Genomic DNA, 25,358 nt, shown 5'->3' on the forward strand with positions numbered 1-25,358 from the left:
CATGTACGGCAAGACATTTTTCATCGGCGTGGCCACCGCAGGCACGCTGGCCTCGGCAGTGCCGGCGTTTGCCCAGGCGGATGCAGACACCCAGGAGGCCGCAGGCAGCGGACGCTCGCAGGTCACCCTCTACGGTGCGGTGGACCTGGGCATGGAGCGCGCCAGCAATGGGCAGTCGCATGTGGGTCGGCTCAGCTCGGGGCTGCAGACGGTGTCGCGCTTCGGCTTTCGCGGCAGCGAGGACCTGGGCGGCGGGCTCAGGGCCAGCTTCCGCCTGGAATCGGCCATCAATGCCGACGAAGGCACACAGAACAATGCCTCCAAGTTCTTCGGGCGCTGGGTGCATGTGGGCCTGTCCGGGCCCTGGGGCGCCATCGACATGGGGCGCATGTGGTCGCCGACCTTCGTTGTCGGGCTGACCTCCGATCCGCTGGCACGCAACCGCACCTCGCTGGGCTGGAACATGTTCCTGCAGCAGACGGGCGCGACATCGACGGCCTTCACGCCGGGCTTTCAGGACAACTCCTTGCGCTACACCAGCCCGCGCGTGGGTGGTGTCTGGAGCGAGGCCATGGTCACGGCGGGCGAGGCCGGCAACAGCTCCGGGCGCGGCCTGGGCTTCAACCTGCAGTATGCGCAGGGCCCGGTCTATCTGGGCTACGGCTACCAGCGCAACTACAACGGTACGGCGGCGGCGCCTGTGGCCCAGCCCCGTTTCAGTGAATCGCACTTTCTGGGCGCCACCTACCGGCTGGGCGATGTCACGCTGTATGCCACCTTCAACCGCAATCTGTCGCAGTTGCCGGGGGTGCCGGCCAGCAGCAACGGCATGCTGTCGGCACGCTGGAACGTGCAGGGGCCGCACGCGCTGATCGCACAACTGGCGCAGCGGCGCGTCAGCGGTACGGACAGCCGGGCCACCGGTCTGCAACTTGGCTACAACTACGCGCTGTCCAAACGCACCACGCTCTATGCCCGCTATGCGCGCGTGAACAACGAAGGGGCTTCCGCCATCACCCTCAACGGCCTGGCCCTCGCCGGCGCAGGCGCCGATCCCTCGTTCACGGCCATCGGCGTGTCCCATCTGTTCTGAGCATCAGGCGTTCCCGGCTGCCCCTGCGCCCAGTAGGTCCCTGAACGCCTGCGCGGCGGGCGCCAGCGGCCGGCCGCGCGGGCGCACCACGCCCACGCTGCGGGCCACGGCCGGCTCCACCAGGGGAATGCCCACCAGGCCCGGGCGCATGGCCAGGCGCGGCACCACGCCCACGCCCACGCCGGCCTGCACCAGGCTCAACAGGGCTGGCACATGGCGCACCTCGCAGCTCCAGCGCACGCGCGCCGCGGTGGTGCCCAGCGCCTGGTCGATCAACATGCGGTTGCCGCTGCCCGGCGCCAGCATCACGCAGTCATGCCCGTCCAGTTCAGCCCATTGCAGCCTGCGCCGGCGCGCCAGCGGGTGGTCGCTGCGGCAGGCCAGCACGAAGGGCTCCGACAGCAGGGGCTCGAAATCCAGGTCCGGCTCCTGCGTGCCCAGGTAGCTGATGCCGAAGTCGGCCTCGCCCCGGGCCACGGCCAGCAGGATGTCGGGCGCGCTCTGGTCCAGCAGCCGCACGCGGATACGCGGGAACTGCTGGTGGAAGGCTCGCACGGTGCCGGCCAGGAAATGCTCCACGGCCGATGGAATGCAGGCGATGGAGACCAGGCCGTGGATGCGCTCGGACAGCTCGCCCATGCCCAGCAGCGCGCTCTCCAGTTCGGCCAGCACATGGCGTGCGCGCGGCAGGAAGCTGCGCCCCATGGCATTGAGTTCCACCTTGCGCGTGGTGCGCTCGAACAGGCGAAAGGACAGCGCCTGCTCCAGCTTGTCCACGCGGCGCGACAGCGCGGGCTGGGAAAGATGCAGCGCCTCGGCCGCCGCGCGAAAGCTGCCCAGGTCGGCAACGGAGACAAAGGCACGCAGGTCGGCCAGGTCGAAATTCATGCGCAGATCGGTTCAATCAAAAGGATTTTTGCAATTTACAGCATGAGTGCGTGCGGTAAACATTCAAGGCATGCGGTGACCGGGTCCGGTGCGCCGCTCCCGAAGACCAAGAACCGGAGACACCGATGCCCCCCTTTCTTCTGCTGCGCGCCACGCTGGCGGCCTTGTTGACCCTGCCGCTGGCCACCCTGGCCCAGCCGTCCTACCCGGCGCGCGCCATCACCCTGGTCGTTCCCTTTGCGCCCGGTGGCGGCACCGACAGCATTGCGCGCGACATCGCCAAGAACCTGGGCGAGCGCCTGGGCCAGCCCGTGGTGGTGGACAACCGGGGCGGTGCCGGCGGCGCCATTGGCGCAGCTGCCGTGGCCAAGGCGCCGGCCGATGGCTACACGCTGCTGTTCGCCACCTCCACCTTCATCACCAATGCCGCCGTGGAGGCCAAGCTGCCCTACGACCCGCTCAAGGACTTCGCGCCCGTGGCCATGATCGGCCGGGGGCCGCTGCTGCTGGTGGCCTCGCGCCAGGTGGGCGCCACCAGCGTGGCCCAGCTGGTGGCGGCGGCCAGGGCGCAGCCGCAGGGGCTGAACTATTGCTCGGCCGGCAACGGCAGCATCAACCACCTGGCCGGCGAGATGTTCCGCCAGCGCGCAGGACTGGAGCTCACGCATGTGCCCTTCAAGGGCAGCGGCCCGGCCACGGTGGAGCTGCTGGCCGGCCGCGTGGACCTGTTCTTTGCCACCGTGCCCACCATCCTGGCCCAGGTGCGCGAGGGCAAGCTGCCGCTGCTGGCCGTCACCAGCGCGCGGCGCTCGCCGCTGTTTCCCGACACGCCCACGGTGGCCGAGGCAGGCCTGCCCGGCTTCGAGGTCGGCACCTGGTGGGGCGTGCTGGCGCCGGGCAAGACGCCCAAAGCCATCGTCGATGCGCTCAACCGCGCCGTCAACGAAGCCGCCGCCGCCGAACCCATGCCCGGCCGACTGGAGCACGAAGGCGCCAGCGCCGTGCGCCTGACGCCGGCCGCCTTCGGCGAGGAGCTGCGCAAGGAACTGGCGCTGTGGCGCGGCATTGCCGCCAAATCGGGGCTGCAGCACAAATGACGGCAGGGGCGCCGGCCGGTGTCCCTTCATCACACCCCTCCCCCAACACCTCTCAACACAGTCTGGAAAACGCTTCATGAAAATCATTGTTCTGCCCGGCGACGGCATCGGCCCGGAAACCATGGCGGCCACCGTGCAGGTGCTGCAGGCCGCATCCCGGCGCTTCGGCCTGGGCCTGGTGCTGGAGCACGATGTGGCCGGCCACGAAAGCCTGCGCCGCCACGGCGCTACGGTTACGCCCGCCCTGCTCGACAAGGTGCGGGCCGCCGACGGCCTGATGCTCGGCCCCATGGCCACCTACGACTTCAAGGACGAGGCCAGGGGCGAGATCAACCCCTCCAAGTTCTTCCGCAAGGAGCTGGACCTGTACGCCAACATCCGTCCCGCGCGCACCTATCCGGGCATGGAGCAGAAGGTGGGCGCGTTCGATCTGGTGGTGGTGCGCGAGAACACCGAGGGCTTTTACGCGGACCGCAACGTGGAGTCGGGCGGCAGCGAGATGCTGATCACGCCCGATGTCGTGGTCTCGCTGCGCCGCATCACGCGCCTGTGCTGCGAGCGCATCGCGCGCAGCGCCTTCGAGCTGGCCATGGCGCGCCGCCGCCATGTGAGCATCGTGCACAAGGCCAATGTGCTCAAGCTGGGCGACGGCATGTTCATCGACGTCTGCCACGAAGTGGCGCGCGACTTCCCCGAGGTGCAAGTCGATGACTTCATCGTGGACGCCATGATGGCCCACGTGGTCCGGGCGCCGCAGCGCTTCGACGTGATCGTCACGACCAACATGTTCGGCGACATCCTGTCGGACCTGACGGCCGAGCTGTCGGGCAGCCTGGGCCTGGGCGGCTCGGTGAATGCGGGCCGGGACCACGCCATGGGCCAGGCCGCACATGGCTCGGCGCCTGACATTGCGGGGCAGGACATTGCCAACCCGTTCTCGCTGATCCTGTCGGCCGGCCAGCTGCTGGGCTGGCATGGCCAGCGCCGGGGACTGCAGGCCTTCGAGGCGGCGGCGCACGCCATCGAGGAGGCCGTTGTGGCCGCCATCCAGGCGGGCGAGTGCACGCGCGACGTGGGCGGCCACCTGGGCACGGCCGCCACGGGCGACGCCTTTGCAAGACGCCTGGGCTGAGCCGGTGGCTCAACCCCGCCTGCGCGCCGCCAGCCTCTGCACCACGGCCGCCAGCCGGTCGATTTCCTCGGTGGTGTTGTAGAAGGCCAGCGAGGGCCGCACCGTGGTCTCCACGCCGAAGCGCCTGAGGATGGGCTGGGCGCAGTGGTGGCCGGTTCGCACGGCGATGCCTTCGGCGTTGAGCGCCTCGCCCACCTCGGCCGTGGTCCAGCCCTTGAGCACGAAGGACAGCACGCTGGCCTTGTCGGCCGCCGTGCCGATCAGGCGCAGGCCGGGGATGGGCGCCAGCGCCTGCGTGCCGTACTGCAGCAGATCGTGCTCGTAGCGCGCAATGCGCTCCATGCCCAGGGCCTGCACGTAGTCGATGGCGGCGCCCAGGCCCACGGCGTCGGCAATGTTGCCGGTGCCCGCCTCGAAGGTGTTGGGCAGGGGCTGGTAGACGGTTTTCTCGAAGGTCACGTCGGCAATCATGTTGCCGCCGCCCTGCCAGGGCGGCATGTCCTCCAGCACCTCGCGCCGTCCCCAGACCACGCCGATGCCCGTGGGCCCGAAGACCTTGTGGCCCGAGAACACGAAGAAGTCCGCACCGATGGCCTGCACGTCCACGGCCATGTGCGAGACCGACTGCGCGCCATCGACCAGGGCCCGGGCGCCCGCCTGGTGGGCCAGCTCCACGATCTGCTGCACGGGCACGACCGTGCCCAGCGCGTTGGAGACCTGGGTGACGGAGACGATCTTGGTGCGCGGGTTCAGCAGCTTGCGGTATTCATCGATGAGCACCTGGCCCGAGTCGTCCACCGGGATCACGCGGATCTTCGCGCCCTTGGCGGCCGCCAGCTGCTGCCAGGGCACGATGTTGGCGTGGTGCTCCAGGTGGGAGACGATGATCTCGTCGCCCTCGCCCACATGCTGCCAGCCCCAGCTCTTGGCCACGAGGTTGATGGCCTCGGTGGTGCCGCGCACGAAGATGACCTCGTTCACGTCGGGCGCGTTGATGAAGCGGCGCACGCGCTCGCGCGCGCCCTCGTAGGCGTCGGTGGCGCGCGCGGCCAGTTCATGGGCTGCGCGGTGGATGTTGGAGTTCTCGTGTTCGTAGAAGTGGCGGATGCGCTCTATCACCGCGCGCGGCTTGTGCGTGGTGGCCGCGTTGTCCAGCCAGGCCAGCGGACGGCCGTTGACGCGCTCGGACAGGATGGGAAAGTCCCGGCGAACGGCATGCACGTCGAAGGGCGCCTGCACGCCGGCCGTGCCATGCCTTGCCCCGTGCGAAGCCTGCTGGCGCTGCAGCGGATGGGCCGGCGTGGTGTAGCCGGCGGGCAGCACTACGGGATCGACAAAGTAAAAGCGCGGCTCGGCCGAAGGCACGGTGGACGCAATGCCGGGCCCTTCGGTGGGCACGCCGATGCGCGGCACGGCGGGTGCCGCAGGTGCAGCAGGTGCAGCAGGTGCCGTGAACGGGAGCGCGGCCAGCGCATCCAGCGGATCGCCCTGGCGCTGGGGCACGCCCAGCACCTGCGATCCCAGGCGCGGCTCGTAGGCGGGCAGGGCGCTCACGACATGGTCGGGCACGCCGTTGCCTGCCTGGGCATGGGGCAGCAGCGCGGGCGCGCGGTGGGCCAGCGAGGCCAGCGGCGCGGGCGAGGCCGGCAGCAGGTTGCTGCCCGGCGCCTGGCCCTGCGGGATGGGCGTGCCCGGCACGCCGGGGCCCAGGCCTGCGGGGCTGGCCAGCGGCGAGCCGGGCGGCGCCACGTTCACGGGGGCCTGCACGCCAGCAGGCAGGCCGGGAAGACCCGGAAGACCCGGCAGGGCAGGAGCCGATCCCGGTGCGGCGGAGAACAGGGCGTTGGCCATGCGCGCCAGCGCCTCGGGGTCGAAGGGCGCCTGGGGCGCCACGGAGGTGATTGCAGACACGGTCAACGCCCGGCCTCTTTACTTGTAGGTGTCGGGATAGTCGTGGTACTTGCCGATCTCGACATCGTCGAGCACGGCCAGCGCGTCGGGCGTGAGCACGGCCAGCGAGCAGTACAGCGAGATCAGGTAGGACGCGATGGCATGGTTGTTGATGCCCATGAAGCGCACCGACAGGCCCGGGCTCTGCTCGCCCGGCAGGCCGGGCTGGTACAGGCCGACCACGCCCTGGCGCTTGTCGCCCACGCGCAGCAGCAGGATCTTGCTCTTGCCATCGGCCACGGGCACCTTGTCCGAGGGGATCAGCGGAATGCCGCGCCAGGTGATGAACTGCGAGCCGAACAGGCTGACCGTGGGCGGCGGCGTGCCGCGGCGCGTGGCCTCGCGGCCGAAGGCGGCAATGGCCAGCGGATGGGTCAGGAAGAAGGCGGGCTCCTTCCAGACCTTGGTCAGCAGCTCGTCCAGGTCGTCGGGCGTGGGCGCGCCGGTCAGCGGGAAGATGCGCTGCTCGTCCGTGACCTGGGCCAGCAGGCCGTAGTCGGGGTTGTTGATCAGCTCGCTTTCCTGGTTCTCCTTGATGGTCTCGATGGTCAGGCGCAGCTGTTCCTTGATCTGGTCATGCGGGCTGCTGTAGAGGTCGGAGATGCGCGTGTGCACATCCAGGATGGTGGAGACGGCGTTGAGGAAGTACTCGCGCGGCTGCTCCTCGTAGTCCACATAGGTGCGCGGCAGCTGGTTGTCTTCCTGCTTGGCCGTGCAGGTGACCTTGATGGCCTCCGGGTTCTTGACGCGGTTGAGGCGGTAGATGCCCGCCTCCACCGGCGACCATTGCAGCAGGTGCGTCAGCCAGCGCGGGCTGATGGTCGAAAGCTGGGGAACGGTTTTGGTTGCGTTGGCCAGTTGCCGCGCGGCGTTGTCGCCTAGCGCGGTCGTGCCGCCCACTGTTGCCGACATGTGCAGACTCCGTGATCAGTTCAGGAAAAAGGGAAGGGGAAGGAGGGAAAACAGGGCCAGTGTCCCGGCCCGCGCACATGTCTTCAACATGCTATAGCCGCCAAGCGCAGGCCGCGCACCAGCTGGTCGTGGGCCACGGTCTCGCCGCGCATGACCAGGGCCGAGGGCTGCACGCCCAGCGAGACGGCCAGCTTCTCCACGGTCAGCAGCGAGGCGATGACGCGGCCGCGCTCTATCTCGCCCACGTAGGAGCGGTTCAGGTCCGAGTGCTCGGCCAGCCGCTCCTGCGACCAGCCATGGGCCTCGCGCGCCTGGCGCACGGCAATGCCGAAGCTGGTGACAAGCCGGGTGCTCATAGGGCCACCTCCCGGGGCTGCTGCGCGTGCTCGCGCGCATGGGCCTGGGTGACGTGGGCGCCGGGCGGCACGTCCTCGGTCACCCAGACATTGCCGCCGATGACGGCGCCGCGCCCCAGCGTGACGCGGCCCAGGATGGTGGCGCCCGCGTAGATGACCACGTCGTCCTCCACCACCGGATGGCGCGCCAGGCCCTTGCGCAGGTGGCCGTGCTCATCAGTGGGAAAGCGCTTGGCGCCCAGGGTGACGGCCTGGTACAGCCGCACGCGTTCGCCGATCACCGCGGTCTCGCCGATCACCACGCCCGTGCCGTGGTCCATGAAAAAGCCCCGCCCGATCTTCGCGCCCGGGTGGATGTCGATGCCCGTCTGCGCATGCGACAGCTCGGCCACGATGCGCGCCAGCAGCGGCTGCTCCAGCAGGTACAGCTGGTGGGCCAGGCGGTGGTGGATCATGGCCAGCACGCCCGGATAGCACAGCAGCACCTCGTCCACGCTGCGCGCGGCGGGATCGCCGTGGAAGGCGGCCAGCACATCGCTGTCTAGCAGGCGGCGGATCTGGGGCAGGGACTCGGCAAAGGCGCGTGCGATGTCCAGCGCCATGGCGTCGGCGCCCGCTGCCGTGTGGGGCGCGGACAGCCGCAGCTCCAGCCGTATCTGGCCCAGCAGCGCATGCAGGGCCGAGTCCAGCTGGTGGGCCACGAAGATGTCCTCGCTTTCCTGGCGCAGGTCGTGCGGGCCCAGGCGCATGGGAAACAGGGCTGCCTTGAGCTGGTCGATGAGGGTGGAAAGCGCGTCGCGCGAGGGAAACTCGCGCGCCCCGGGCTCCTGGGTGCGGCCGTGGGCCTCGCGCCATTCGCGGCGCGCCGCATGCAGGTTCTGGGTGAGTCCGGCAATGTCGAAACTGGCCATCTGCGTGCTCCTTCAGTCTTGAATCCAGGGCAGGCCGTGGAAGCGCCAGCCGTCGTTTTTGCCGCGCTGCTGCCGCGCGTCGATCTCGCCCTCGAAGCCTTCGAGCACGTTGAACACATGGGCGAATCCGGCCTGGGCCGCCACCTGGGCCGCCAGCACCGAGCGCTTGCCGCTGCGGCACAGCAGCAGGGCCACGGCCTCCTTGCCGCCGTGCGGGGCCAGGCGCGCTTCCAGCTCGCGGGCAAAGCGCGGGTTGCGCGTCAGCGCCGTGCCCGTGGCCCAGGGCACGTGCAGGGTGCCGGGCACCTGGCCGACGAACTTGCGTTCCTCGGCCGTGCGCACATCGACCAGCACGGCCTGGCCGGCCTGCACCAGCGCCCAGGCCACGGGCGGGCGCACGCCGCCTGCGTGGCCCAGCCCCTGTGCGTGGGCGTGGTCCTGTGCCTCCTGCAGCGCCCGGGGCAAGGCGGTTTCCAAAGTGAGGGCTGTCATGTCGTCGTCCTTGCGGAGAATTCGCGGGTTGGTGGCTATAGGCACCAATCTAAGAACTTCGCGGCAAGCCACCAACGAACAAGAGCGGCGTTTGATAGAAGCAAAACGTCTATGAAGGCGCCGCGTGGCGCCGGGGCCACCTCGGGACAGCCTCAGGGCGCCTCAGGCCGTCAGCAGCCGCTGCAGCATCCACAGGTTCAGCGACACCACCAGGGCCGCGCAGCCCCACAGCACCGCCGACATCCGGGGGCCAAAGGCCAGCTCGCCCAGCGTCTTGCGCCGCGTGGTGAACAGCAGCAGCGGCACGATGGCAAACGGCAATTGCAGGCTCAGCACCACCTGGCTGAACACCAGCAGGGCGCTGGCGCCGGTGCTGCCGTACCAGGCGGTGGCCACCACGGCGGGCACGATGGCAATGCAGCGTGTCAGCAGGGCGCGCAGCGCAGGCGACAGGCGGATCTGCAGGAAGCCTTCCATCACGATCTGCCCGGCCAGCGTGCCCGTGACCGAAGAACTCAGCCCCGAGGCCAGCAGCGCCACGCCGAACACCGCGCTGGCGATGCCCACGCCCAGCAGCGGCGACAGCAGGTGGTAGGCGTCCGACAGCTCGGTCACCGGCGCCTGGCCGGGCCGGTTGAACGCGCCGGCCGCCACCACCAGAATGGCGGCGTTCACGAACAGCGCCAGCCCCAGCGCCACCGTGGAGTCCAGCGTGGCCAGGCGGATGGCCTGGCGCGTGCCCTGGGGCGTGGTGTCATGCCGGCGTGTCTGCACGATGGACGAATGCAGGTACAGGTTGTGCGGCATCACCGTGGCCCCCACGATGCCCACGGCCAGGTACAGCATCTGCGGATTGGCCACGATCTCCATGCCCGGCAGCAGGCCGCGCAGCACGGCCGCCACGGGCGGCTGCAGCCACACCAGCTGGGCGGCAAAGCACAGGCCGATCACGGCCACCAGGGCGATCACCACCGACTCCAGGCAGCGAAAGCCCCGGCTTTGCAGCGCCAGGATCAGCATCACATCCACCACCGTGATGCACACCCCGGCCACCAGCGGCAGGCCGAACAGCAGGTTCAGGCCGATGGCCATGCCCAGCACCTCGGCCAGGTTGCAGGCCACGATGGCGATCTCGCAGAAGAACCACAGCACCAGGTTGATGCGCGGGGAAAACTGCGCGCGGCAGGCCTGGGCCAGGTCCCGCCCGCTGGCCAGGCCCAGGCGCACGGCCGCCGCCTGGAACAGCATGGCCATCAGGTTGGAGGCAAAGATCACCGCCAGCAGCGAGTAGCCGAACTGCGAGCCGCCCGCGATGGAGGTGGCCCAGTTGCCAGGGTCCATGTAGCCCACGGCCACCATGTAGCCGGGCCCGGCAAACGCCAGCACGCGGCGCGCGTTGTCCGAGCGGCTGTCGCCGCGCGGCACGGCGATGCTGCGATGCACCTGCGGCAGGCTGGGCGTGCCCGCGTGGCCGTGGTCCGGCTCGATGGTGCCGAAGCGGCCCTGTTCGGCCGCAAGCACGGTGTCGTTCATGGGGGCCTTTCCGCCGGCGGGGGGCACGCGGTTGCAGGGGGATGCCTATCGGGCGGTTGGCACCACGCCGCTGGCGGGCGCAATGGCTGCGGCGGCGGGTGCGGCATCAGTGCCTGCGCCGCGCCACAGCGCCACGAGATCTCCGGTCAAGATGACCGCGCCGGCCAGCAGAATCAGGCTGCCCACGCAGCGGCGCGCCACGGTGGCAGGTTTCAGGCGCCGTGGCGTGCGGGCCGGCGTATGAGCCGGAGTGCGGGGGGCGGATGAGGAAGGCAGAAGGGACATCATGGCAACTCCTTGGCAGGGGAACGCTTGTCTCGGGCCAGCCCCGGGGAAGCCCGCCTGCCCCGGCCGGTGCGGGGCAGGCGGGCGGTCCGCGTCAGGCGTAGGCGCTGCTCATCACCAGCGAGCCATTCACGCCGGCCGGGAAGAAGCCGCCCTTGGTCGCCGTGTCCTTGGTCAGGTACACGATGTTCAGCACGTCGCCCGGCGAGCGGCTGAAAGCGATGCCGTTGGAATCCAGCGGCACGATGTTGGACGTGGTGGCGTCCCCCGTGATGCCCTGGTCCACGTCGGTGGAGCCATCCAGGCTGTCGCGCGCATCAGAGATGGCGCCGGCCGCCGTGCGCAGCGCGGGCGTGGCCAGTCCCTTGGCGTACAGCACCGTGCGCACCAGACCTGCGTGGTAGGCCTCGGCGGCCAGGATGCCGGCGGCTGCCTCCAGATAGGTCTTGTTGGTGATCAGCGGCGATGCGCCCTTGTAGGCGGTGACGCCCACGTCCTCGAAGATGAAGGCCCCCAGCAGGAAGTTCTCGTCACTCGCATAGGGATCGAAGGCCGTGCCCGCGCCCACCAGCCCGGCCGCTCGCGCCGCCACCGAGAAGGCGCCGTTCGGGTCGGTTCCGCCGATGTCGATCTGCGGCTGCGCCACCGCTGCCGAGCCCAGCGCCGCTCGCAGGAAGGCCACGTGGGCGATCTCGTCCTGGGCGATCTCCTTGGCGTACTGCGCCACCACGGGGTCCTTGAAGGCCACGGCACGGCCGCCCGTGATGGCGCCCTGCGTGCCCACGCCCGACTGCAGGTTGGCGGGCAGGCCGGTGCCGAACACCGCGTAGTGATAGAACTGCGACTCCAGATACTCCAGGTTGAGGGCGAAGTTCAGGATCTCCGCATCCGTGGGCCCGTTGGCCTGCGCATTCGCATCGCCTCCGCCGCCGCCGCAGGCGGACAGGATCACCCCGCCCGCCATGCCCACGGCCACGCCGCTGGTCTTGCGGAAGAACTGGCGCCTGTCCTCCAGCTTCTTGGCACGTTTTTGCAAAACCCCGATCAACACTGATTCGTCAGACATGATGGTTCCTCTCGGTTCGCGGCAGGCGCGAACGGTCAACGTGAAGAATGCGCCTCCGGCCGAAAGCACACGGGTGTGGCGAAAGCGCGTTCCACTGAAGAGGTGGCCACCTGCTCCAGGGGAATGGGATGCGTCCCCGCTATCCGGCAGTACGCAGGCCGCGCAGGTCTGGATGTGCCGCAATTGAAAGTGGTTGTAACTTTTTGTGTTTGGCGTCGATCGCCGTTTTTTTTGAATCCAGACCCCGCTGCGCTGCGTATCCAGATCAGCCGGAATCGTTCGGCTCGTCATCAACCCGCTAGGAGCATTCCATGATCTCGATTCAAAACACCCGCAAGCTGGCCTCGTTCGGCCTGGCCATCGTGATGTCGGCTGCCTCCGTGGCTGCCATGGCCGATGTGATGGTGGGCGGCGCACCCATGCTGCCGTCCAAGGACATCATCGACAACGCCGTCAACTCCAAGGACCACACCACCCTGGTCGCAGCCGTCAAGGCGGCGGGCCTGGTCGACACGCTCAAGGGCCCGGGTCCGTTCACCGTGTTCGCGCCCACCAATGCCGCCTTCGAGGCCCTGCCCGCAGGCACGGTGGACACCCTGCTCAAGCCCGAGAACAAGGGCACGCTGACCACCGTGCTGACCTACCACGTGGTGGCCGGCAAGTGGGATGCGGCGGCGCTGTCCAAGATGATCAAGGACGGCAAGGGCATGGCCAGCATCAAGACCGTCAGCGGCGGCACGCTGGTGGCCAAGTCCAGCGGCTCCAAGATCATGCTGACCGATGAAAAGGGCGGCACGGCCACGGTGACCATCCCCGACGTCTACCAGTCCAACGGCGTGATCCACGTGATCGACAAGGTGCTGCTGCCCAAGTGAGCGGCACAGGCAGCGAGCGGGCCGGCCACTGACCGCCGTGGTCAGTGGCCGGAGCCTTGCGCCTTCGCCATGCGCCTTGCGGGTGCGCCGCCGGAGGGCGCGCCGCCAGAGGGCGCCCCGCCAGAGGGCGCGCCCCCATAGGTCGATCCCGCATAGATGGCCGCCAGCGTCAGTGCCATGCCGGCCAGTGCCATCGGCGTGGGCCGGGCGGTGAAGAACAGCACGTCGATGGCATAGGTGCCTATGGGTTCGGCCAGCAGGATGAGGCCGGCCAGCGAGGCCTTCACATGCGGCACGGCCGTGCTCACCATGAGCCAGGCCACGCCCTGCACCAGCAGGCCGTACAGCAGCAGCGTGCCGAAATCGGCCGCACTGGCAATGGCCAGCGATTCGCCCTCCAGCCACGCGGCTGCCAGCAGGCAGGGCGCGGCGGCGGCGCACAGCACGGCCATGTTGACGGCCGGATGCGTGGCGTGCGGCGGGGTCTGCCCCTTCTTGATGAAGACCACGCACAGCGCATAGGCCGCAGCCGATGCCAGGCCCAGGGCCACGCCCAGCCAGTGCTCGGACGCCGAATCGGGGCCTGCGGCCACGGGCAGCCCCGCACCCGACACCATGAGGATGCCGGTGGCCGCCAGCACCAGCGCCACGAAGTAGACGACCGTGATGCGCTCGCGGAACACCGCCCAGGCCAGCCCCGCCAGAAAGAACGACTGGCAGTTGGTCAGGATGGCGCCCAGGCCCGGCCCCACCATGCGTATGCTCTTGTGCCACCAGTACAGGTCCAGCGCCAGCGCGGCGCCGGCCAGGCAGGCGTACAGCAGGGCCTGGCGCGTCATGCGCCAGCGCAGGCCGCGCCACAGGGCAAAGCCGGCCAGCCCCAGGCCGCCCAGCAGCATGCGGTAAAAGCCCATGGCGCTGGTGCCCATGCTGCTGAAAGCCACGGCCACGCCGGACAGGCTCAGGATCAGCCCGCCCACGGCCAGCAGCGCCAGGTAGCTTGTCTTTCCGTTCATGCGCATGGCCCCGTCACGCTTGCCGGTCGGCGGCATTGCGCCGCTGGTACTCGAGCTGGCGCGCCGTCTCGGCCGCGATCTCCGCGCCCAGCAGGCGCTCCACCAGGTGCAGGGCCATGTCGATGCCCGCCGCAAACCCGCCCGAGGTGACGATGGCGCCCTCATCGATCCACAGCCTGTCGGCGCTCACGCGGGCAGCCGGGGCAATGGCGCGCAGGTCTTCCGTGTCCTCGAAGTGCGTGGTGGCCTCGCGCTGGTCCAGGAGCCCTGCCCGCCCCAGCAGGAAGGAGCCCACGCAGATGGAGCCCGTCACCTCGCTGCTGCCGGCCACCTGCCGCAGCCAGGCGGCGACCTCGGGCGCGGCCAGTTCGGCCTGCAGGGCGCCGCCGGCCACGATCAGCAGGTCCAGCGGCGGATGGTCCTGCAGGCTGGCCTGTGCCTGTATGCCCACGCCTTCGCGCGTGCGCACGGCGGCGCCGCTGCGGCTGATCACCACGGGCTGAAACGGGGGCGAGGCCGCCAGCCCGCGCCGCACCGCCACGCGCGCGGCCACGTCGAACACCTGCAAAGGCCCTGCAAACTCCAGCAGCACCACGCCATCAAAGACGAAAAATCCAACGGTCCGTGTCTTCATCCACCACTCCTGTCTGTCGAGGAGTGGCAGCTTAGGCAGGCCGCAGCGCGCGGTCTTGGACGGAATTGATCAGGCCGGGCCGCTCAAGGCCGCTCAGGGCCGCATGGCCTGGCGGTACTGCGAAGGCGCCACGCCATGCGCGCGGCGGAACCAGTTGGAGAAATGGCTCTGGTCGTAGAAGCCCAGAGACAGTGCCACCTCGCTCAGCGCCAGCGTGCCGCGCAGCAGGCCGCGGGCGCTTTCGGCGCGGCGGGCCTGGTGGTAGGCATGGGGCGTGATGCCGTAGCGGCGGCTGAAGCTGCGGATGGCGTGCTCGGGACTGAGCCCGCAGACGGCGGCCAGCCGCGCGGCGCCCAGCTCCTGGTCCGCATGGGCGTCGATGAACTCGCGCAGCAGCGCCGCGCTGGCGCCATCGGGCGCATGCGGCCGGCCGGGGCTGTGCACCACGCGGCGCAGCAACGCCAGCAGGGCCTCGTCGGCGGCCAGGCCGTCCTGCGGACCTTGCAGCAACTGCCGGGCGCAGGCCCGGGTCTGCGGGTCGTGCAGGCTGACGGCGTCGAACCAGCCATCGCGCACGCCCAGCAGCGCGTGCATGCGGGCGGGCTCGACATGCAGCATGTCGTAGGTCCAGCCCTGCTCGCCGCCCGGGCGCCCGTCGTGGATCTCGCCGGCGTTGAACAGCGCGATATCGCCCCCCGTGAACTCGCGCTCGGCGCCCCGGCTCCAGCACAGCTCGCGCCCGCCGTGGATGACGGCAATGCCCATGGTGTCGTGGAAGTGGCGCGGATAGCGGTGCTGCACGGCATGGCCGCTGAGAATCTCCACGCCGCCCAGCGCGCAGTGGCGGCGGTAGGTCAGGGCGCGTTGCGGGCGCTTGCCGGGTATTGGCGCGGCCATGGCCGGTCTCAATCCGCGCCGGGGGCCGCTGCCGGCGTCCTGGCCTGCGCGGCCAGCTTGGACAGCCGCCAGCGCGTCAGGTCGTCCGCGCCGGGGCCGGCCTCCACGCGCAGCTCGGAAAAGGGCACGCTCTGGCCCGATTCCTCCTCCACCAGCGCCAGCCGCAGGGGCGTGCCCGATTGCGCGCGCACAAAGCGCATGGGCGGCTGGGCCTGCTGCTGCAGGCGCCACCGGTCGCCGACCTGGGCCAGCGCCTGGATCACCAGGGACAGGTCGCGGCCCTTGGGCGTGAGCAGGTACTCATAGCGGTCCGGGCCGCTTTGGTAGAGGCGGCGCTCGACCAGGCCGGTCTGCTCCAGCTGGCGCAGGCGGTCGGTCAGCGTGGCATTGGTGATGTCCGTGGACTTTCTCAGGTCGTCATAGCGGCTCAGGCCCAGCATCAGGTCGCGCAGCACCAGCATGGCCCAGCGGTCGCCTACGGCCTCCAGCGCGGTGGCGATCGAGCAGGCCATGCCCTCGAAGCTCTTGGATCGCATGGGGTTTCCCTTGTGTGTTCGCGGTTGTCGCAGGCCTGGAGTGTCTCAGCAAAACGCAAGCCCGGCCCGCAAAGGTGGATTGCGTGCTTGTAACTCTAATGATTGGAGTTTATATTTGGAGCCACTATCAACCACGGCTTTTTCAAGCAAGGACCTCCTTCATGAGCACGCATCAAGGCACCGCCATCGTCACTGGCGCCTCATCCGGCATTGGCGCCGTCTACGCAGACCGCCTGGCCGCCAGGGGCCATTCCCTGATCCTGGTGGCCCGCCGCGAGGACCGGCTGCAGGCGCTGGCGCAGCGCCTGCGCAGCGCGCATGGCAGCGAGGTGGAGGTGGTGGCCGCCGACCTGGCCGACGCCGCCGGCCTGCAGCGCGTGGCGGCGCTGCTGTCGGGTGAGCGTGACATCCGCATGCTGGTGAACTGCGCCGGCCTGGGTGCCCTGGGCCCGGCCGCCCAGGTGGATGCAGGCGAGGTCGATCGCATGGTCATGGTCAACATCCATGCGCTGACGCGGCTGTCGCTGGCGGCGGCGCGGCTGTTCGCCACGCGCGGCCGGGGCACGCTGATCAACATCGGCTCCATCCTGGCCGTGATGCCGGTGCCGGGCGCCTCCAGCTACGGCGCCTCCAAGGCCTATGTGCTGAACTTCACGCGCTCGCTGCAGGCCGAGCTCGCTTCCAGCGGCGTCATGGTGCAGGCGGTGATGCCCAGCCTGGTGCACTCCGAATTCTTCGGCGGCAAGCCCGCGCCGTTTCCCGAGCACCTGTTCATGTCGCCCGAGTCCTTGGTGGATACGGCCCTGGTCGCACTCGACCAGGGCGAGGCCATCTGCTTTCCCACGCTGGGCAGCACGACCGCCTGGCTGGACTTTGACCAATCGCGCGCCAATCTCGTCAAGGCGCTGACGCTCAGCGGCGTGCCGGCAGCGCGCTATCAGGGTGCGGATGCAGGCCAGCCCGCCTGACGCCTGACGGCCCGCCGCCTGACGGCCCGCCGCGTCGCCAGCCCGGATTTCCCGAAACCTTTTCTTTTTTGCACCCGGAGAAAACCATGCCCCTGTGGAAGATCTACCACCCCGAAAACGCTTTCAGCGATGAAGACAAACAGGCCATCGCCCAGCGCATCACGGCCGTCTACGGCGACCTGCCGCGCTTTTACGTGGGCGTGGTGTTCGAGGCCGTCGCCCGCACTTCGTTCTTCATCGGCGGCGAGCCTGCGGATGATTTCGTGCGCATCTCCGTGGACCACATCGCGCGGCAGATACGCGACGAGGAGACCAAGACACGGTTCCTCGAAGGCGTGCGGCGGCAGCTGTCCCCCTTCATTGCCGACCGGGGCCTGCGCTGGGAGATGCATGTGGACGAGACGCCCTTCAGCCTGTGGAGCATCCAGGGCCTGCGCCCGCCCGTGCCGGGCACGCCCGAGGGGGAGAAGTGGCGCCTGGACAATCGGCCTGCCGCCTACTGAGAGGCTTGCGGGGGAGGGACCTGGGACAGGTCCCGTGGCCTTTCCACCTCCGGCCCTTGCACTTTTCCCCATGCACATTCGTCCCGCACACATCGAAGACGCCGAAGAGTTCAGCGCGCTGGTCTCCAGCGTGTCGCACCTCTTCACCCTGGACTCCGGCAGCCAGGGCGCGCAGGAATTCCTGAAGGCCCTGGGGCCGCAGGCGTTCCAGGCCTACCTGCAGGACCCCCGCTACCTCTTCATCGTTGCCAGGCAGGGCGATGCCCTGGCAGGCATGGCGGCCCTGCGTGACGGGCGCCATCTGTTTCATCTGTTCGTTGGCCTGCCGTTCCAGCGGCAGGGACTGGCCAGGCGGCTGTGGCAGGCGCTGCAGCCTGCCATCCACCCGGACGCCGGCAGCGTCACCGTCAACTCCACGCCGTTTGCCGTACCCGCCTACGAAAGGCTGGGTTTTCGGGCCACCAGCGCGCCGCTGGAGAAGAACGGGGTGGCCTTCGTACCCATGCAGATGGAACTGGCGTAGCGAACGTGACCGCAGACCTGGCCGACGTCTGCGCCGTTTCCCAAGCATGTCTTCATATTGGCCGAGACCCTGGTGGATAGGGCCCTGGCGGCACAGGACCAGGAACCGTTGCCTTGTACCCAGGACAAGACTGGGTCTATCTGGAACATCCACCGACAAGGGGCATGCGTTCGGTGGTGAGGACAAGCAGGCCGTCGACCGGTGCATCACGGGTATTTACAGCAAACTCCCGAAATTGGACGTGGGCGTGGTTTTGGAAACCCTGGCCAAGGCTTGCTGCTTCATTGGCGGACAACCCATCGATGATTTCGTGCGTATTGCGGCGGAACCCATCGTGCCGCATATTCAGGAAGAGGCAACGGGGCCGCGATTTCTGAGCGCCGCTGCCAACTTCACCTGCCCACCATCGCCGACCCGCTCCAACCTGCGATCTGCGCAGCCTGGCGGGCCTCCGTGCGGAAAATGGCGGCAGGACAACCGGACCTCGCGTTCGATTGGCCGCCGCAGCTGCCGGCTTTGCTGTTGGCCCTGTCTTGCTTCATATGACGCAGTGCATACGGCCGATTATGGGTAATGCAATGGATTTGGTTGGTATGCAATCGAACAGGCCATGATATGGAATGGCTGATGCTCGGATGAATGTGTGTCTATGGTCAAAAAACCAGTCAATGGAATTTGATGCGGCGACAAAGCGCCAATACAATGGCCCGCCGGTAAAGAGAGCCGGTCCTGCGAGGGGAGTTTCAACCCCTCAGATATCCTGATACCAAAACCACTGCCGAGGGAGCGCCAATGCGCGTCAGTCTGCCGGGAGGAGGCGCATTGCTGCAATGCGCCCTTGTTTCTGCCTTTCCCATTTCCCGCAACTGCGGCGGGCATTCCCTGCCGGGACGGCGCGCCAAGGCGGCGCAGATCCAGTGTCCGCGGAAGGCTTTGTTCCTGCTGCGCAGGGTCGCCAGCCTGCTCGCGTGGATGGTTGTGGGGTCGCTTTTTTGGATGACCGCCATGCTGCCGGCCCAGGCGGACATGCGTATCTCTGGGTCCATCGGTAGCAATGCGTCCTGGCCGGCAGCCAGTTCGCCCGTGCTCCTGCAGGGGGATGTGGTGCTGGAGTCCGGTGCCACGCTGACGCTGGAGCCCGGGCTCGTCATACAGATGGAGCCGGGTGCCAGTTTCACCGTGCGGGACGGCGCCGTACGCGCAATGGGCACAGCGCAGCAGCCGATCACCATCACTTCCTCGCGGCCCCAGCCTGCGCCCGGCGATTGGGGCGAATGGCGCTTTCTCGCGGGGACGCGGAGCGGGGCCACGCAATGGGACCATGTGCGCATCGAATACGGCAGCGGCATGGTTGTCGCGGGTGCCTCGCCCGGCCTGGACCATGTCGCCATCCTCCACCACAAGGGCCCGGCCCTGCGCATGGACCTGCAGTCCTCGCCTCGCGGCAGCGGCCTGCGTGCCGAGGGCAACGGGCTCGATGCCGTGCTGGTGCCGGCGGGTGTCATCACCACCTCCGTCCAATGGGCGCTGACGGGCATTCCCTATCTGGTGGAGGGTGGCCTGATCGAGGTGGGGCGCGCACCCTTCTCCATCGAGCCTGCCGAGATCACCGTGGGCAGGGACAGGACCGGCACCATGACGCTCCACCTGGGCGTTCCGGCACCTGCGGGCGGGCGGACCGTGAGCCTCGCGACTGGTGCCACCCACATCGCCAGCGTCGGCTCCAGCCTGCATCTGGAGGAAGGTCAGACGCAAGCCGATTTCAACGTCACAGGCTCCGCCTACAACCTCGGAACCACGCGGGTCACGGCCAGGCATCCCGATCTGGGCGAGGCCGTGGCCAGCATCACGGTGGCCGACCTGCCACGGGTCGGTCTTCAAGTGCCGCACAGCGCGATGCTGATCGGTCATCCCCACCGGGCCTCGGTCCAGCTGTCCCACCCCGCGCCTGCCGAAGGCGTGGAGGTGCAGTTGACCAGCACGCCCGCAGGCCGCGTGGCGCACCCCGCCAGCGTGAAGGTGGCGGCAGGGGAAACGTCGCAGGACATGCAGATCCAGGGCACGGCGGCTGCGCTGGGCGAATCTACGCTGCTGTCCGCCAAGGCGCGCAACTACCTGGGCGAGGAACCTGTCTGGCTGACGTTCACGGACAAGGTCCGCGTCGGCCTCGACTACGCCCCCAGCATCCTCGTCGTGGGCGAGGAAGAGACCTTCATCATCGCGCCGGTGCTGCCGCCCCCGCCCGCAGGAGGGCTGAAGGCCCGCCTGTCCAGCTCCAATCCTGCGGTCCTGGCTGTGGCCCCCGCCGAAACGCAGCTGGCCGAAGGCCAGATGTACCAGTACGACGCGCCCGTCACGGTCAAGGGCGTCGGCCCGGGACGGGCCAGCGTGCTCGTGCATGGCGATTTTGCGGAAGGCGAGTCCCGCGAGATCGAGGTCTGGATGCCCACGGTGCTGTCGCTTGCGGCCACGGCCGACAGCGGCAAGGTGGTGGTCGGCCAGCGCCTGACGGCGCCGCAGGCGGTGCGCGTGTCGTGGCGCAAGGATGCGGACAGCCTGCACCAGTATTCAGGCGTGTCAGTCGATTTGCGCTGCGAGAACCCGGAGATCTGCCAGACCGTGCGTTCGTCTGTGCAGATGTCGGAGTGGAGCACCTCCGAGTACGTGGAAATCATCGGCCTGGCCCCAGGCACCACGCGCCTGATCGCGGGGGGGCGGCAACTGACCACGGCCACCATCCCCGTCGAGGTGGTGGGCCCGCAATCCGTAGCACTCATCGTCCAGGACGAGATGTCCACCCGCAGATCGGCCGAGATATCCAGCGCGAGCTCTGCGCTGACCCCGCAGCGCTACATGTCCCTGCGCCAGGGCTTCCATGCCTGCCTGTCCGTGCCCGAGGCCGCGCCCTACGACCGGCAGCGCCCCGTGGCCCCGGACATGCGCGTGGACGTGGGCCTGTACGATCGCTCGCCGGCCGATGTGGTCCAGCACATCCGCGACCTGAGGCAGGACGGCGATGTCGTGGACAAGGCCTTCATCCAGACCTGGAGCGGCTGCACACCGGCGCTGTTCGTGGAGGAGGCCACGCAGCGGGGTAGCTACCGCATAGGGGCCGACCTGCCGGGAGGCCAAAGTGTACGCAGCGAGATCATTCGTGTCCTGCCGGACCGGGGCCTCACCGTCAACCGTCCCTGCGGCGACTGCAGCGACATGGCTGTGGCCCAGGGGTTTGCGTCCGATGTGGTGCTCAGGCCCACCTATCTCGGGAGCGAGGAGCTTCCCGAGCAGCCCATGCAGGCGCGGCTGCGCTGCATCGATGCGGCCATTTGCTCCGCGCAGGAACAGGTCGAGATCGCGCCCGACGGCAACAGCGGCACGGCCCGGGTGCTCGGACTGGCGCTGGGCGCGACGGACCTGGAGGTCTCGGCACCCTCCATGCCCGATCTCTATCCCGAGCCGGGCCGCGAGCGCATTGAGGTCGTCGAGCCCCGGCTGTCTTTCGATCGCTGGAAGTGGGATGACCCCGATCAGGCGAATGTGCAGATGACCGTGGGCGACCAGCAGTCCTATGCCATCTGCCTGGGCGATACCTCATGGGCCATGCTCAGCTATCCGCTGGCCGATCTGCAGGCCAGTGTGGTCTCTTCCCAGCCTTCAATCCTTAGCGTGGGCAGTGCCAGCGTTGCGTGGCCCGCAGGCCAGCCGTGCATGGACCTTGCCGTGAAGGCGCTGGCTGTCGGCAGCGCGGACATCACGGTGGTCCTGCCCGGCGTGGCGCCGCACACCAAGCGTTGGAGCGCCGTGCCCTAGCGCCTCAGCGCAGCGACAGCCCCGCCGACTGGATCGCGCGGGCGTAGCGCGGGCGCTCGCTTTGCAGGCTCTGGCCCAGGTCGGCCGGGGAGCCGCCCGCCACCTTGAAGCCCATGTGCTCCAGCTGCGCGCGCACATCGGGCGCCTGCAGCACGGTCTGCAGGTCGCGGTTGATCTTGGCGACGATGGGCGCGGGCGTGCCGGCCGGCGCGAAGTAGCCCTGCCAGCTCTCCACCGAGAAGCCGGGCACGCCGGCCTCGGCCATGGTGGGCACCTGGGGCAGGGCGTCGGAGCGGTAGGGCGTGGTCACGGCCAGGGCGCGCAGCTTGCCGGCGCGCACGTACTCGGTCACGGCGGCCAGCGTGATCAGCGTGGCGTCGGTATGGCCGCCCAGCACGTCCAGCGAGGCGGGGCCACCGCCCGGGTAGGGGATGTAGTTGACCTTGGCGCCCGTCTCCTGCGTGAGGATTTCATGCGCCACATGGGCAATGCCGCCATTGCCGGGCAGGCCCAGGCTGATGCTCTGCGGCTTGGCCTTGGCGCGGGCCAGGTAGTCGCCCAGCGTGTTCAGGCCCGTGCCGGGGTTGACCACCAGCACCTGCGGATTGACCACGGCCTTGATGATGGGCGTGAAGGCCTTTTGCGTGTCGTAGGGCAGCTGGGCGAACAGCAGGCCGTTGAGTGTGAGGCCCTCGCCCTGCTGCAGCAGGGTGTAGCCGTCGGGCGCGGCCTTGGCCACCTTGGCCGCGCCGATGGTGCCGCTGGCCCCGGCCACGTTCTCCACCACCACCGACTGGCCCCACAGCGCGGCCAGCTTGTCGGCCAGCGTGCGCGTGAGCTTGTCGGCGCTGCCCCCGGGCGCCACGGGCACGATGATGCGCACCGGCTTGTTCGGAAAGCTGTCGGCCGAGGCCAGGGCCGCCGGCGCGTGCAGGGCCAGGGCGGAGAACAGGGGAAGCAGCAGCGCGCGCAGCGCAGACGGGGTGCGGATCATGGGAGTGCCGGAGTGCAGAGAGTCGATGCCCGCAGTCTGGGAGGCTCCTGGCGCGGCGTGAACTAAGCATTGCGGCTATGCATATGCGGCTGCCGCACAACGTGCGTCACGCTTGCGCCACGCATGCGCGCGCAGTGCCCAAAGCTCATATCCATATCTGCAATGCGTCGTTGGCGCCAGGGCGGGAGAGGCCTAACTTCGTGTCCTCCCGCGAACGTCCTCCCAGGCACTCCCATGACACAGACCCACCTCTCCATCGACTTCAGCGGCAGCGACGTGGCCAGCCGCCGCGCAGCCGCCATCACCGGCTTCATCGCCACTGCCCGGCGCCTGCTCCCCGATCCCGAGCGGGCCACGCCCGAGCAACTGCAGGCCGTGGCCCGCGAGCTGGAGGCGCTGGGCCTGCAGCGCGAACTGTTCCCGCATGCGCACTTCCCCGTCTCGTCAAGCAACCCGGCCCAGGTCTACCGGCTCAGCGAAGACCTGGGCGGGCGCTATGCGCTGTACCTGTCCACCGGCCTGCCGGGCAAGTCTCAGCCGCCGCATGACCACACCACCTGGGCCATCATCGCGGGCGTCGAAGGCGTGGAGCGCAACGTGTTCTTCACGCGCGGCAAGACCGACGACCCGCTGCGCGACACCCTGGCGGTGGGCCGCAGCGTCGATGTGGGCAGCGGAACCTCGGTAGTGCTCACGCCCACCGACGTGCACACCATCGAGCTGATCGGCGAGGAGCCCGGCCTGCACCTGCATTTCTACGGGCGCGGCCTGGAGCGCATGCCCGAGCGCGTGGTCTTCGAGAGCCTGGAGGGCGGCACGTTCCGCACCTTCGGCCCGCCCAAGTCCATTCGCCATGCGTTGGTCACACCGGCCGCTCTTCGGCAGGCCCTGGCCGACGGCGAGGAAATCGCCGTGCTCGACGTGCGCGAGGCCGGTGTCTTCGCACACCGCCACATCCTGTTCGCGGCGCCCGCCCCGGCCTGGCGTCTGGAGCAGCTCATCGACCGCCTGGTGCCGCGCCGCGGCACGCGCATCGTGCTGGTGGATGGCGACGGCACGCTGGCCCATGAAGCCGCCGCCAAGCTCGTGCGCCTGGGCTGGCCCAATGTCTCCGTGCTCGAAGGCGGCACCGAAGGCTGGGCGGCCGAGGGGCTGGAAATCTTCAGCGGCACAAACGTGCCCAGCAAGGCCTTTGGCGAAGTCATCGAGCATGAAAAGCACACGCCCTGGATCACCTCGGACGAGCTGGGCGCGCGCGTGCAGCGCGGCGACAACATCGTCGTCGTCGACAGCCGCACGCCCGAGGAATTCGCGGCCTTCAGCCTGCCCTTTGCCTTGAGCGTGCCGGGGGCCGAACTGGTCTACCGCATCGGCGAAATCGCCCCGGACCCGCAAACCCTGGTCGTCGTCAACTGCGCGGGCCGCACGCGCTCCATCGTGGGCGCGCAGACCCTGATCGACGCCGGCATCCCCAACCAGGTCGTCTCGCTGCGCAACGGCACCATGGACTGGCTGCTCACCGGCCGCAGGCTGGCCCATGGCCGCCGCACCCCGCTGCCCGAGCCCGGCGCCGTCGCCCTGGCCACCGCACGCGAGCGCGCAGCCAGCGTGGCACAGCGCGCTGGCGTGCAATCCATTGATGCGGCCGAACTGGCCCGCTTCGAATCCGAATCCACCGAACGCACGCTCTACCGCTTCGACGTGCGCACCCGCGAGGAATACCAGGCCGGCCACCTGCCCGGCTGGCGCTGGGCTCCTGGCGGCCAACTCGTGCAGGCCACCGACGAATACGCGGCCACGCGCGGCGCACGCATCGTGCTGGCCGACTGGGACGGCGTGCGCGCCCTCACCACCGGCGCCTGGCTGGCCCAGCTGGGCTGGGAAGTCTTCACCTACGTTCCGCCCACGCTGGCCACCCTGGAGGTCGGCGCCGAACCCGTGCGCGTGCTCGCCTCCCACGCGCCTGCGCCCCAGCTGTCCGTGCAGCAGGCGCAGGAACTGCTGGGCGAAGGCCGGGCCATCGTCTTCGACGTGGACAGCCGGCCCGCCTTCGAGAAGCAGCACATCGCCGGCGCGCGCTTTGCCGTGCCTGATCGTCTGCCCTCCTTCGTGCAGGCCCTGCCGCCAGCGCAGGTCGTGGTGCTCACCTCGCCGGACGGCGTGCTGGCCCGTGGAGTGGCGGCCGAACTGGCGGCGCGCACGGGGCGCGATGTGCGTTCCGTTGTCGGTGGCACTTCTGCCTGGGCTGCTGCCGGGCTGCCGCTGGGGCAGGGGGATGCGGATGTGCTGACGGGGGATGATGACCAGTGGTACAGCCCTTATGCGCATCGGGATCTGGGGTTGAGGGATGCGGGGTTTCGGGCTTATCTGGATTGGGAGTTGGGGTTGGTGGGGCAGTTGGAGAGGGATGGGTGGGCTGCTGAGATTCGGCTGGTGCCTGTCTGAGTTGCTTTTTTTGTCCCTGCCGGGTGGTTGTTTTTCGAGGCCGGGTCTCGGCCCGGCAGCCGACTCCCTTTCTTATCGCGCGATAAGAAAGGAAGCAAAGAAGCGCGCCCCGCACTGCTCACGACCCTTCGCTTCGCTGCGGGCGACCTGCGTTGGGCGGGATGCGGGGTGTGCCGCAGAACTCGCTGCGCGCTGGCGCGCTTCACTCAAACAACTGCGGCAAGTCAGATGACGAAGCAAGCCTGTCCTTCGGCAGGCTTGCCACCCCGCCTCCCGCCCAACGCAGGCGTGGGCAGAAGGGGGGAGGCTGGGGAACAGCCAACAGCCAACAGCCAACAGCCAACAGCCAACAGCCGTCGCCATCACTGCGTTCGGCTTCAAACCAGGGGCCGAGCGAAGCGAAGGCCCGGGCAAACTCCCCGTATGTCAGCGCCTGCGGCGT

General features: G+C 69.1%; 24 protein-coding genes. 10 read left to right on the forward strand and 14 right to left on the reverse strand.

The genetic code is table 11. The features are described from left to right. Position 1 precedes the first annotated feature (1 nt). Complete coding sequence (locus IB269_RS22210) at positions 2-1,093, forward strand: porin (RefSeq protein WP_192368332.1); 1,092 nt, start codon at positions 2-4, stop codon at positions 1,091-1,093. A gap of 3 nt (positions 1,094-1,096) precedes the next feature. Here IB269_RS22210 and IB269_RS22215 read toward each other — a convergent pair whose 3' ends face one another. Then, entirely contained in the window at positions 1,097-1,981 is an 885-nt protein-coding gene (locus tag IB269_RS22215) for a LysR family transcriptional regulator (RefSeq protein ID WP_192368333.1), read from the reverse strand. A 125-nt stretch (positions 1,982-2,106) separates the two neighbouring features. Here IB269_RS22215 and IB269_RS22220 point away from each other — a divergent pair, with 125 nt between their 5' ends. Both IB269_RS22220 and IB269_RS22225 read left to right on the forward strand, forming a co-directional pair. Continuing rightward, on the forward strand, positions 2,107-3,078 hold the full coding sequence (locus IB269_RS22220) for a tripartite tricarboxylate transporter substrate binding protein (RefSeq protein WP_063328422.1): 972 nt from the start codon (positions 2,107-2,109) through the stop codon (positions 3,076-3,078). 76 nt (positions 3,079-3,154) lie between these two features. Further along, the gene (locus IB269_RS22225) at positions 3,155-4,210 is read left to right on the forward strand and encodes an isocitrate/isopropylmalate dehydrogenase family protein (RefSeq protein ID WP_192368334.1); all 1,056 of its coding nucleotides are present in this window, start codon (positions 3,155-3,157) and stop codon (positions 4,208-4,210) included. Between the two features lie 9 nt (positions 4,211-4,219). On the opposite strand, the gene IB269_RS22230 is transcribed toward IB269_RS22225, so the two are convergent. The 8 genes from IB269_RS22230 to IB269_RS22265 all read right to left on the reverse strand — a co-directional run bounded on the left by IB269_RS22230 (position 4,220) and on the right by IB269_RS22265 (position 11,715). Then, positions 4,220-6,127 (reverse strand): family 2A encapsulin nanocompartment cargo protein cysteine desulfurase, encoded by a 1,908-nt coding sequence (locus IB269_RS22230; RefSeq protein WP_192368335.1) that lies wholly within the window; start codon positions 6,125-6,127, stop codon positions 4,220-4,222. A 12-nt stretch (positions 6,128-6,139) separates the two neighbouring features. Continuing rightward, positions 6,140-7,072: a family 2A encapsulin nanocompartment shell protein gene (locus IB269_RS22235; protein WP_013800566.1), complete on the reverse strand. Its 933-nt coding sequence runs from the start codon at positions 7,070-7,072 to the stop codon at positions 6,140-6,142. Between the two features lie 83 nt (positions 7,073-7,155). Continuing rightward, positions 7,156-7,428 (reverse strand): helix-turn-helix domain-containing protein, encoded by a 273-nt coding sequence (locus tag IB269_RS22240; RefSeq protein ID WP_012207587.1) that lies wholly within the window; start codon positions 7,426-7,428, stop codon positions 7,156-7,158. Further along, positions 7,425-8,339, reverse strand: a complete 915-nt coding sequence (epsC, locus tag IB269_RS22245; protein WP_012207586.1) for a serine O-acetyltransferase EpsC — start codon at positions 8,337-8,339, stop codon at positions 7,425-7,427. Before epsC ends, IB269_RS22240 begins: the two co-directional genes overlap by 4 nt. A 12-nt stretch (positions 8,340-8,351) precedes the next feature. Beyond that, entirely contained in the window at positions 8,352-8,831 is a 480-nt protein-coding gene (locus tag IB269_RS22250) for a rhodanese-like domain-containing protein (protein WP_192368336.1), read from the reverse strand. 162 nt (positions 8,832-8,993) lie between these two features. Beyond that, the gene (locus IB269_RS22255; protein WP_192368337.1) at positions 8,994-10,364 is read right to left on the reverse strand and encodes an Nramp family divalent metal transporter; all 1,371 of its coding nucleotides are present in this window, start codon (positions 10,362-10,364) and stop codon (positions 8,994-8,996) included. Positions 10,365-10,409: 45 nt separating this feature from the next. Next, positions 10,410-10,652, reverse strand: a complete 243-nt coding sequence (locus tag IB269_RS22260; protein WP_192368338.1) for a hypothetical protein — start codon at positions 10,650-10,652, stop codon at positions 10,410-10,412. 91 nt (positions 10,653-10,743) lie between these two features. Beyond that, positions 10,744-11,715, reverse strand: coding sequence for a ferritin-like domain-containing protein (locus IB269_RS22265; protein WP_012207582.1), 972 nt, complete (start codon positions 11,713-11,715; stop codon positions 10,744-10,746). Between the two features lie 311 nt (positions 11,716-12,026). Here IB269_RS22265 and IB269_RS22270 point away from each other — a divergent pair, with 311 nt between their 5' ends. Further along, entirely contained in the window at positions 12,027-12,590 is a 564-nt protein-coding gene (locus IB269_RS22270) for a fasciclin domain-containing protein (RefSeq protein ID WP_012207581.1), read from the forward strand. Positions 12,591-12,631: 41 nt separating this feature from the next. Here the strand turns inward: IB269_RS22270 and IB269_RS22275 are convergent, their stop codons facing one another. The 4 genes from IB269_RS22275 to IB269_RS22290 all read right to left on the reverse strand — a co-directional run bounded on the left by IB269_RS22275 (position 12,632) and on the right by IB269_RS22290 (position 15,673). Then, positions 12,632-13,606, reverse strand: a complete 975-nt coding sequence (locus IB269_RS22275) for a DMT family transporter (protein ID WP_225614254.1) — start codon at positions 13,604-13,606, stop codon at positions 12,632-12,634. 13 nt (positions 13,607-13,619) lie between these two features. Further along, positions 13,620-14,240: a GlxA family transcriptional regulator gene (locus IB269_RS22280; RefSeq protein WP_192368340.1), complete on the reverse strand. Its 621-nt coding sequence runs from the start codon at positions 14,238-14,240 to the stop codon at positions 13,620-13,622. 93 nt (positions 14,241-14,333) lie between these two features. Continuing rightward, positions 14,334-15,137: a helix-turn-helix domain-containing protein gene (locus tag IB269_RS22285; protein ID WP_192368341.1), complete on the reverse strand. Its 804-nt coding sequence runs from the start codon at positions 15,135-15,137 to the stop codon at positions 14,334-14,336. Positions 15,138-15,145: 8 nt separating this feature from the next. Beyond that, complete coding sequence (locus IB269_RS22290) at positions 15,146-15,673, reverse strand: winged helix-turn-helix transcriptional regulator (protein WP_012207577.1); 528 nt, start codon at positions 15,671-15,673, stop codon at positions 15,146-15,148. Between the two features lie 161 nt (positions 15,674-15,834). Here IB269_RS22290 and IB269_RS22295 point away from each other — a divergent pair, with 161 nt between their 5' ends. The 5 genes from IB269_RS22295 (at position 15,835) to IB269_RS22315 (ending at position 21,477) form a co-directional block, all read left to right on the forward strand. Beyond that, the gene (locus tag IB269_RS22295) at positions 15,835-16,641 is read left to right on the forward strand and encodes an SDR family NAD(P)-dependent oxidoreductase (RefSeq protein WP_192368342.1); all 807 of its coding nucleotides are present in this window, start codon (positions 15,835-15,837) and stop codon (positions 16,639-16,641) included. 86 nt (positions 16,642-16,727) lie between these two features. Then, entirely contained in the window at positions 16,728-17,144 is a 417-nt protein-coding gene (locus IB269_RS22300) for a tautomerase family protein (RefSeq protein ID WP_043824385.1), read from the forward strand. Between the two features lie 70 nt (positions 17,145-17,214). After that, positions 17,215-17,667, forward strand: coding sequence for a GNAT family N-acetyltransferase (locus IB269_RS22305; protein ID WP_192368343.1), 453 nt, complete (start codon positions 17,215-17,217; stop codon positions 17,665-17,667). A 46-nt stretch (positions 17,668-17,713) separates the two neighbouring features. Beyond that, positions 17,714-18,241 (forward strand): tautomerase family protein, encoded by a 528-nt coding sequence (locus IB269_RS29340; RefSeq protein ID WP_192368344.1) that lies wholly within the window; start codon positions 17,714-17,716, stop codon positions 18,239-18,241. A 422-nt stretch (positions 18,242-18,663) separates the two neighbouring features. Beyond that, the gene (locus IB269_RS22315; protein ID WP_225614255.1) at positions 18,664-21,477 is read left to right on the forward strand and encodes a hypothetical protein; all 2,814 of its coding nucleotides are present in this window, start codon (positions 18,664-18,666) and stop codon (positions 21,475-21,477) included. Between the two features lie 4 nt (positions 21,478-21,481). On the opposite strand, the gene IB269_RS22320 is transcribed toward IB269_RS22315, so the two are convergent. Then, positions 21,482-22,471, reverse strand: a complete 990-nt coding sequence (locus IB269_RS22320) for a tripartite tricarboxylate transporter substrate binding protein (protein WP_013800577.1) — start codon at positions 22,469-22,471, stop codon at positions 21,482-21,484. 234 nt (positions 22,472-22,705) lie between these two features. Between IB269_RS22320 and IB269_RS22325 the strand changes: the two genes are divergently transcribed. Continuing rightward, positions 22,706-24,916, forward strand: a complete 2,211-nt coding sequence (locus IB269_RS22325; RefSeq protein WP_192368346.1) for a rhodanese-like domain-containing protein — start codon at positions 22,706-22,708, stop codon at positions 24,914-24,916. The last annotated feature ends 442 nt before the right edge of the window (positions 24,917-25,358 follow it).

Source organism: Delftia sp. DLF01 (assembly GCF_014852125.1).
GTDB lineage: Bacteria > Pseudomonadota > Gammaproteobacteria > Burkholderiales > Burkholderiaceae_C > Comamonas > Comamonas acidovorans.

What these genes read in the sequence shown, in the direction of transcription:
- IB269_RS22210 (WP_192368332.1), top strand. Translation starts at nt 2, where the DNA reads ATGTACGGCAAGACATTTTTCATCGGCGTGGCCACCGCAGGCACGCTG.
- IB269_RS22215 (WP_192368333.1), bottom strand. Translation starts at nt 1,981, where the DNA reads ATGAATTTCGACCTGGCCGACCTGCGTGCCTTTGTCTCCGTTGCCGAC.
- IB269_RS22220 (WP_063328422.1), top strand. Translation starts at nt 2,107, where the DNA reads ATGCCCCCCTTTCTTCTGCTGCGCGCCACGCTGGCGGCCTTGTTGACC.
- IB269_RS22225 (WP_192368334.1), top strand. Translation starts at nt 3,155, where the DNA reads ATGAAAATCATTGTTCTGCCCGGCGACGGCATCGGCCCGGAAACCATG.
- IB269_RS22235 (WP_013800566.1), bottom strand. Translation starts at nt 7,072, where the DNA reads ATGTCGGCAACAGTGGGCGGCACGACCGCGCTAGGCGACAACGCCGCG.
- IB269_RS22240 (WP_012207587.1), bottom strand. Translation starts at nt 7,428, where the DNA reads ATGAGCACCCGGCTTGTCACCAGCTTCGGCATTGCCGTGCGCCAGGCG.
- epsC (WP_012207586.1), bottom strand. Translation starts at nt 8,339, where the DNA reads ATGGCCAGTTTCGACATTGCCGGACTCACCCAGAACCTGCATGCGGCG.
- IB269_RS22250 (WP_192368336.1), bottom strand. Translation starts at nt 8,831, where the DNA reads ATGACAGCCCTCACTTTGGAAACCGCCTTGCCCCGGGCGCTGCAGGAG.
- IB269_RS22255 (WP_192368337.1), bottom strand. Translation starts at nt 10,364, where the DNA reads ATGAACGACACCGTGCTTGCGGCCGAACAGGGCCGCTTCGGCACCATC.
- IB269_RS22260 (WP_192368338.1), bottom strand. Translation starts at nt 10,652, where the DNA reads ATGATGTCCCTTCTGCCTTCCTCATCCGCCCCCCGCACTCCGGCTCAT.
- IB269_RS22265 (WP_012207582.1), bottom strand. Translation starts at nt 11,715, where the DNA reads ATGTCTGACGAATCAGTGTTGATCGGGGTTTTGCAAAAACGTGCCAAG.
- IB269_RS22270 (WP_012207581.1), top strand. Translation starts at nt 12,027, where the DNA reads ATGATCTCGATTCAAAACACCCGCAAGCTGGCCTCGTTCGGCCTGGCC.
- IB269_RS22275 (WP_225614254.1), bottom strand. Translation starts at nt 13,606, where the DNA reads ATGAACGGAAAGACAAGCTACCTGGCGCTGCTGGCCGTGGGCGGGCTG.
- IB269_RS22280 (WP_192368340.1), bottom strand. Translation starts at nt 14,240, where the DNA reads ATGAAGACACGGACCGTTGGATTTTTCGTCTTTGATGGCGTGGTGCTG.
- IB269_RS22285 (WP_192368341.1), bottom strand. Translation starts at nt 15,137, where the DNA reads ATGGCCGCGCCAATACCCGGCAAGCGCCCGCAACGCGCCCTGACCTAC.
- IB269_RS22290 (WP_012207577.1), bottom strand. Translation starts at nt 15,673, where the DNA reads ATGCGATCCAAGAGCTTCGAGGGCATGGCCTGCTCGATCGCCACCGCG.
- IB269_RS22295 (WP_192368342.1), top strand. Translation starts at nt 15,835, where the DNA reads ATGAGCACGCATCAAGGCACCGCCATCGTCACTGGCGCCTCATCCGGC.
- IB269_RS22300 (WP_043824385.1), top strand. Translation starts at nt 16,728, where the DNA reads ATGCCCCTGTGGAAGATCTACCACCCCGAAAACGCTTTCAGCGATGAA.
- IB269_RS22305 (WP_192368343.1), top strand. Translation starts at nt 17,215, where the DNA reads ATGCACATTCGTCCCGCACACATCGAAGACGCCGAAGAGTTCAGCGCG.
- IB269_RS29340 (WP_192368344.1), top strand. Translation starts at nt 17,714, where the DNA reads ATGTCTTCATATTGGCCGAGACCCTGGTGGATAGGGCCCTGGCGGCAC.
- IB269_RS22315 (WP_225614255.1), top strand. Translation starts at nt 18,664, where the DNA reads ATGACCGCCATGCTGCCGGCCCAGGCGGACATGCGTATCTCTGGGTCC.
- IB269_RS22320 (WP_013800577.1), bottom strand. Translation starts at nt 22,471, where the DNA reads ATGATCCGCACCCCGTCTGCGCTGCGCGCGCTGCTGCTTCCCCTGTTC.
- IB269_RS22325 (WP_192368346.1), top strand. Translation starts at nt 22,706, where the DNA reads ATGACACAGACCCACCTCTCCATCGACTTCAGCGGCAGCGACGTGGCC.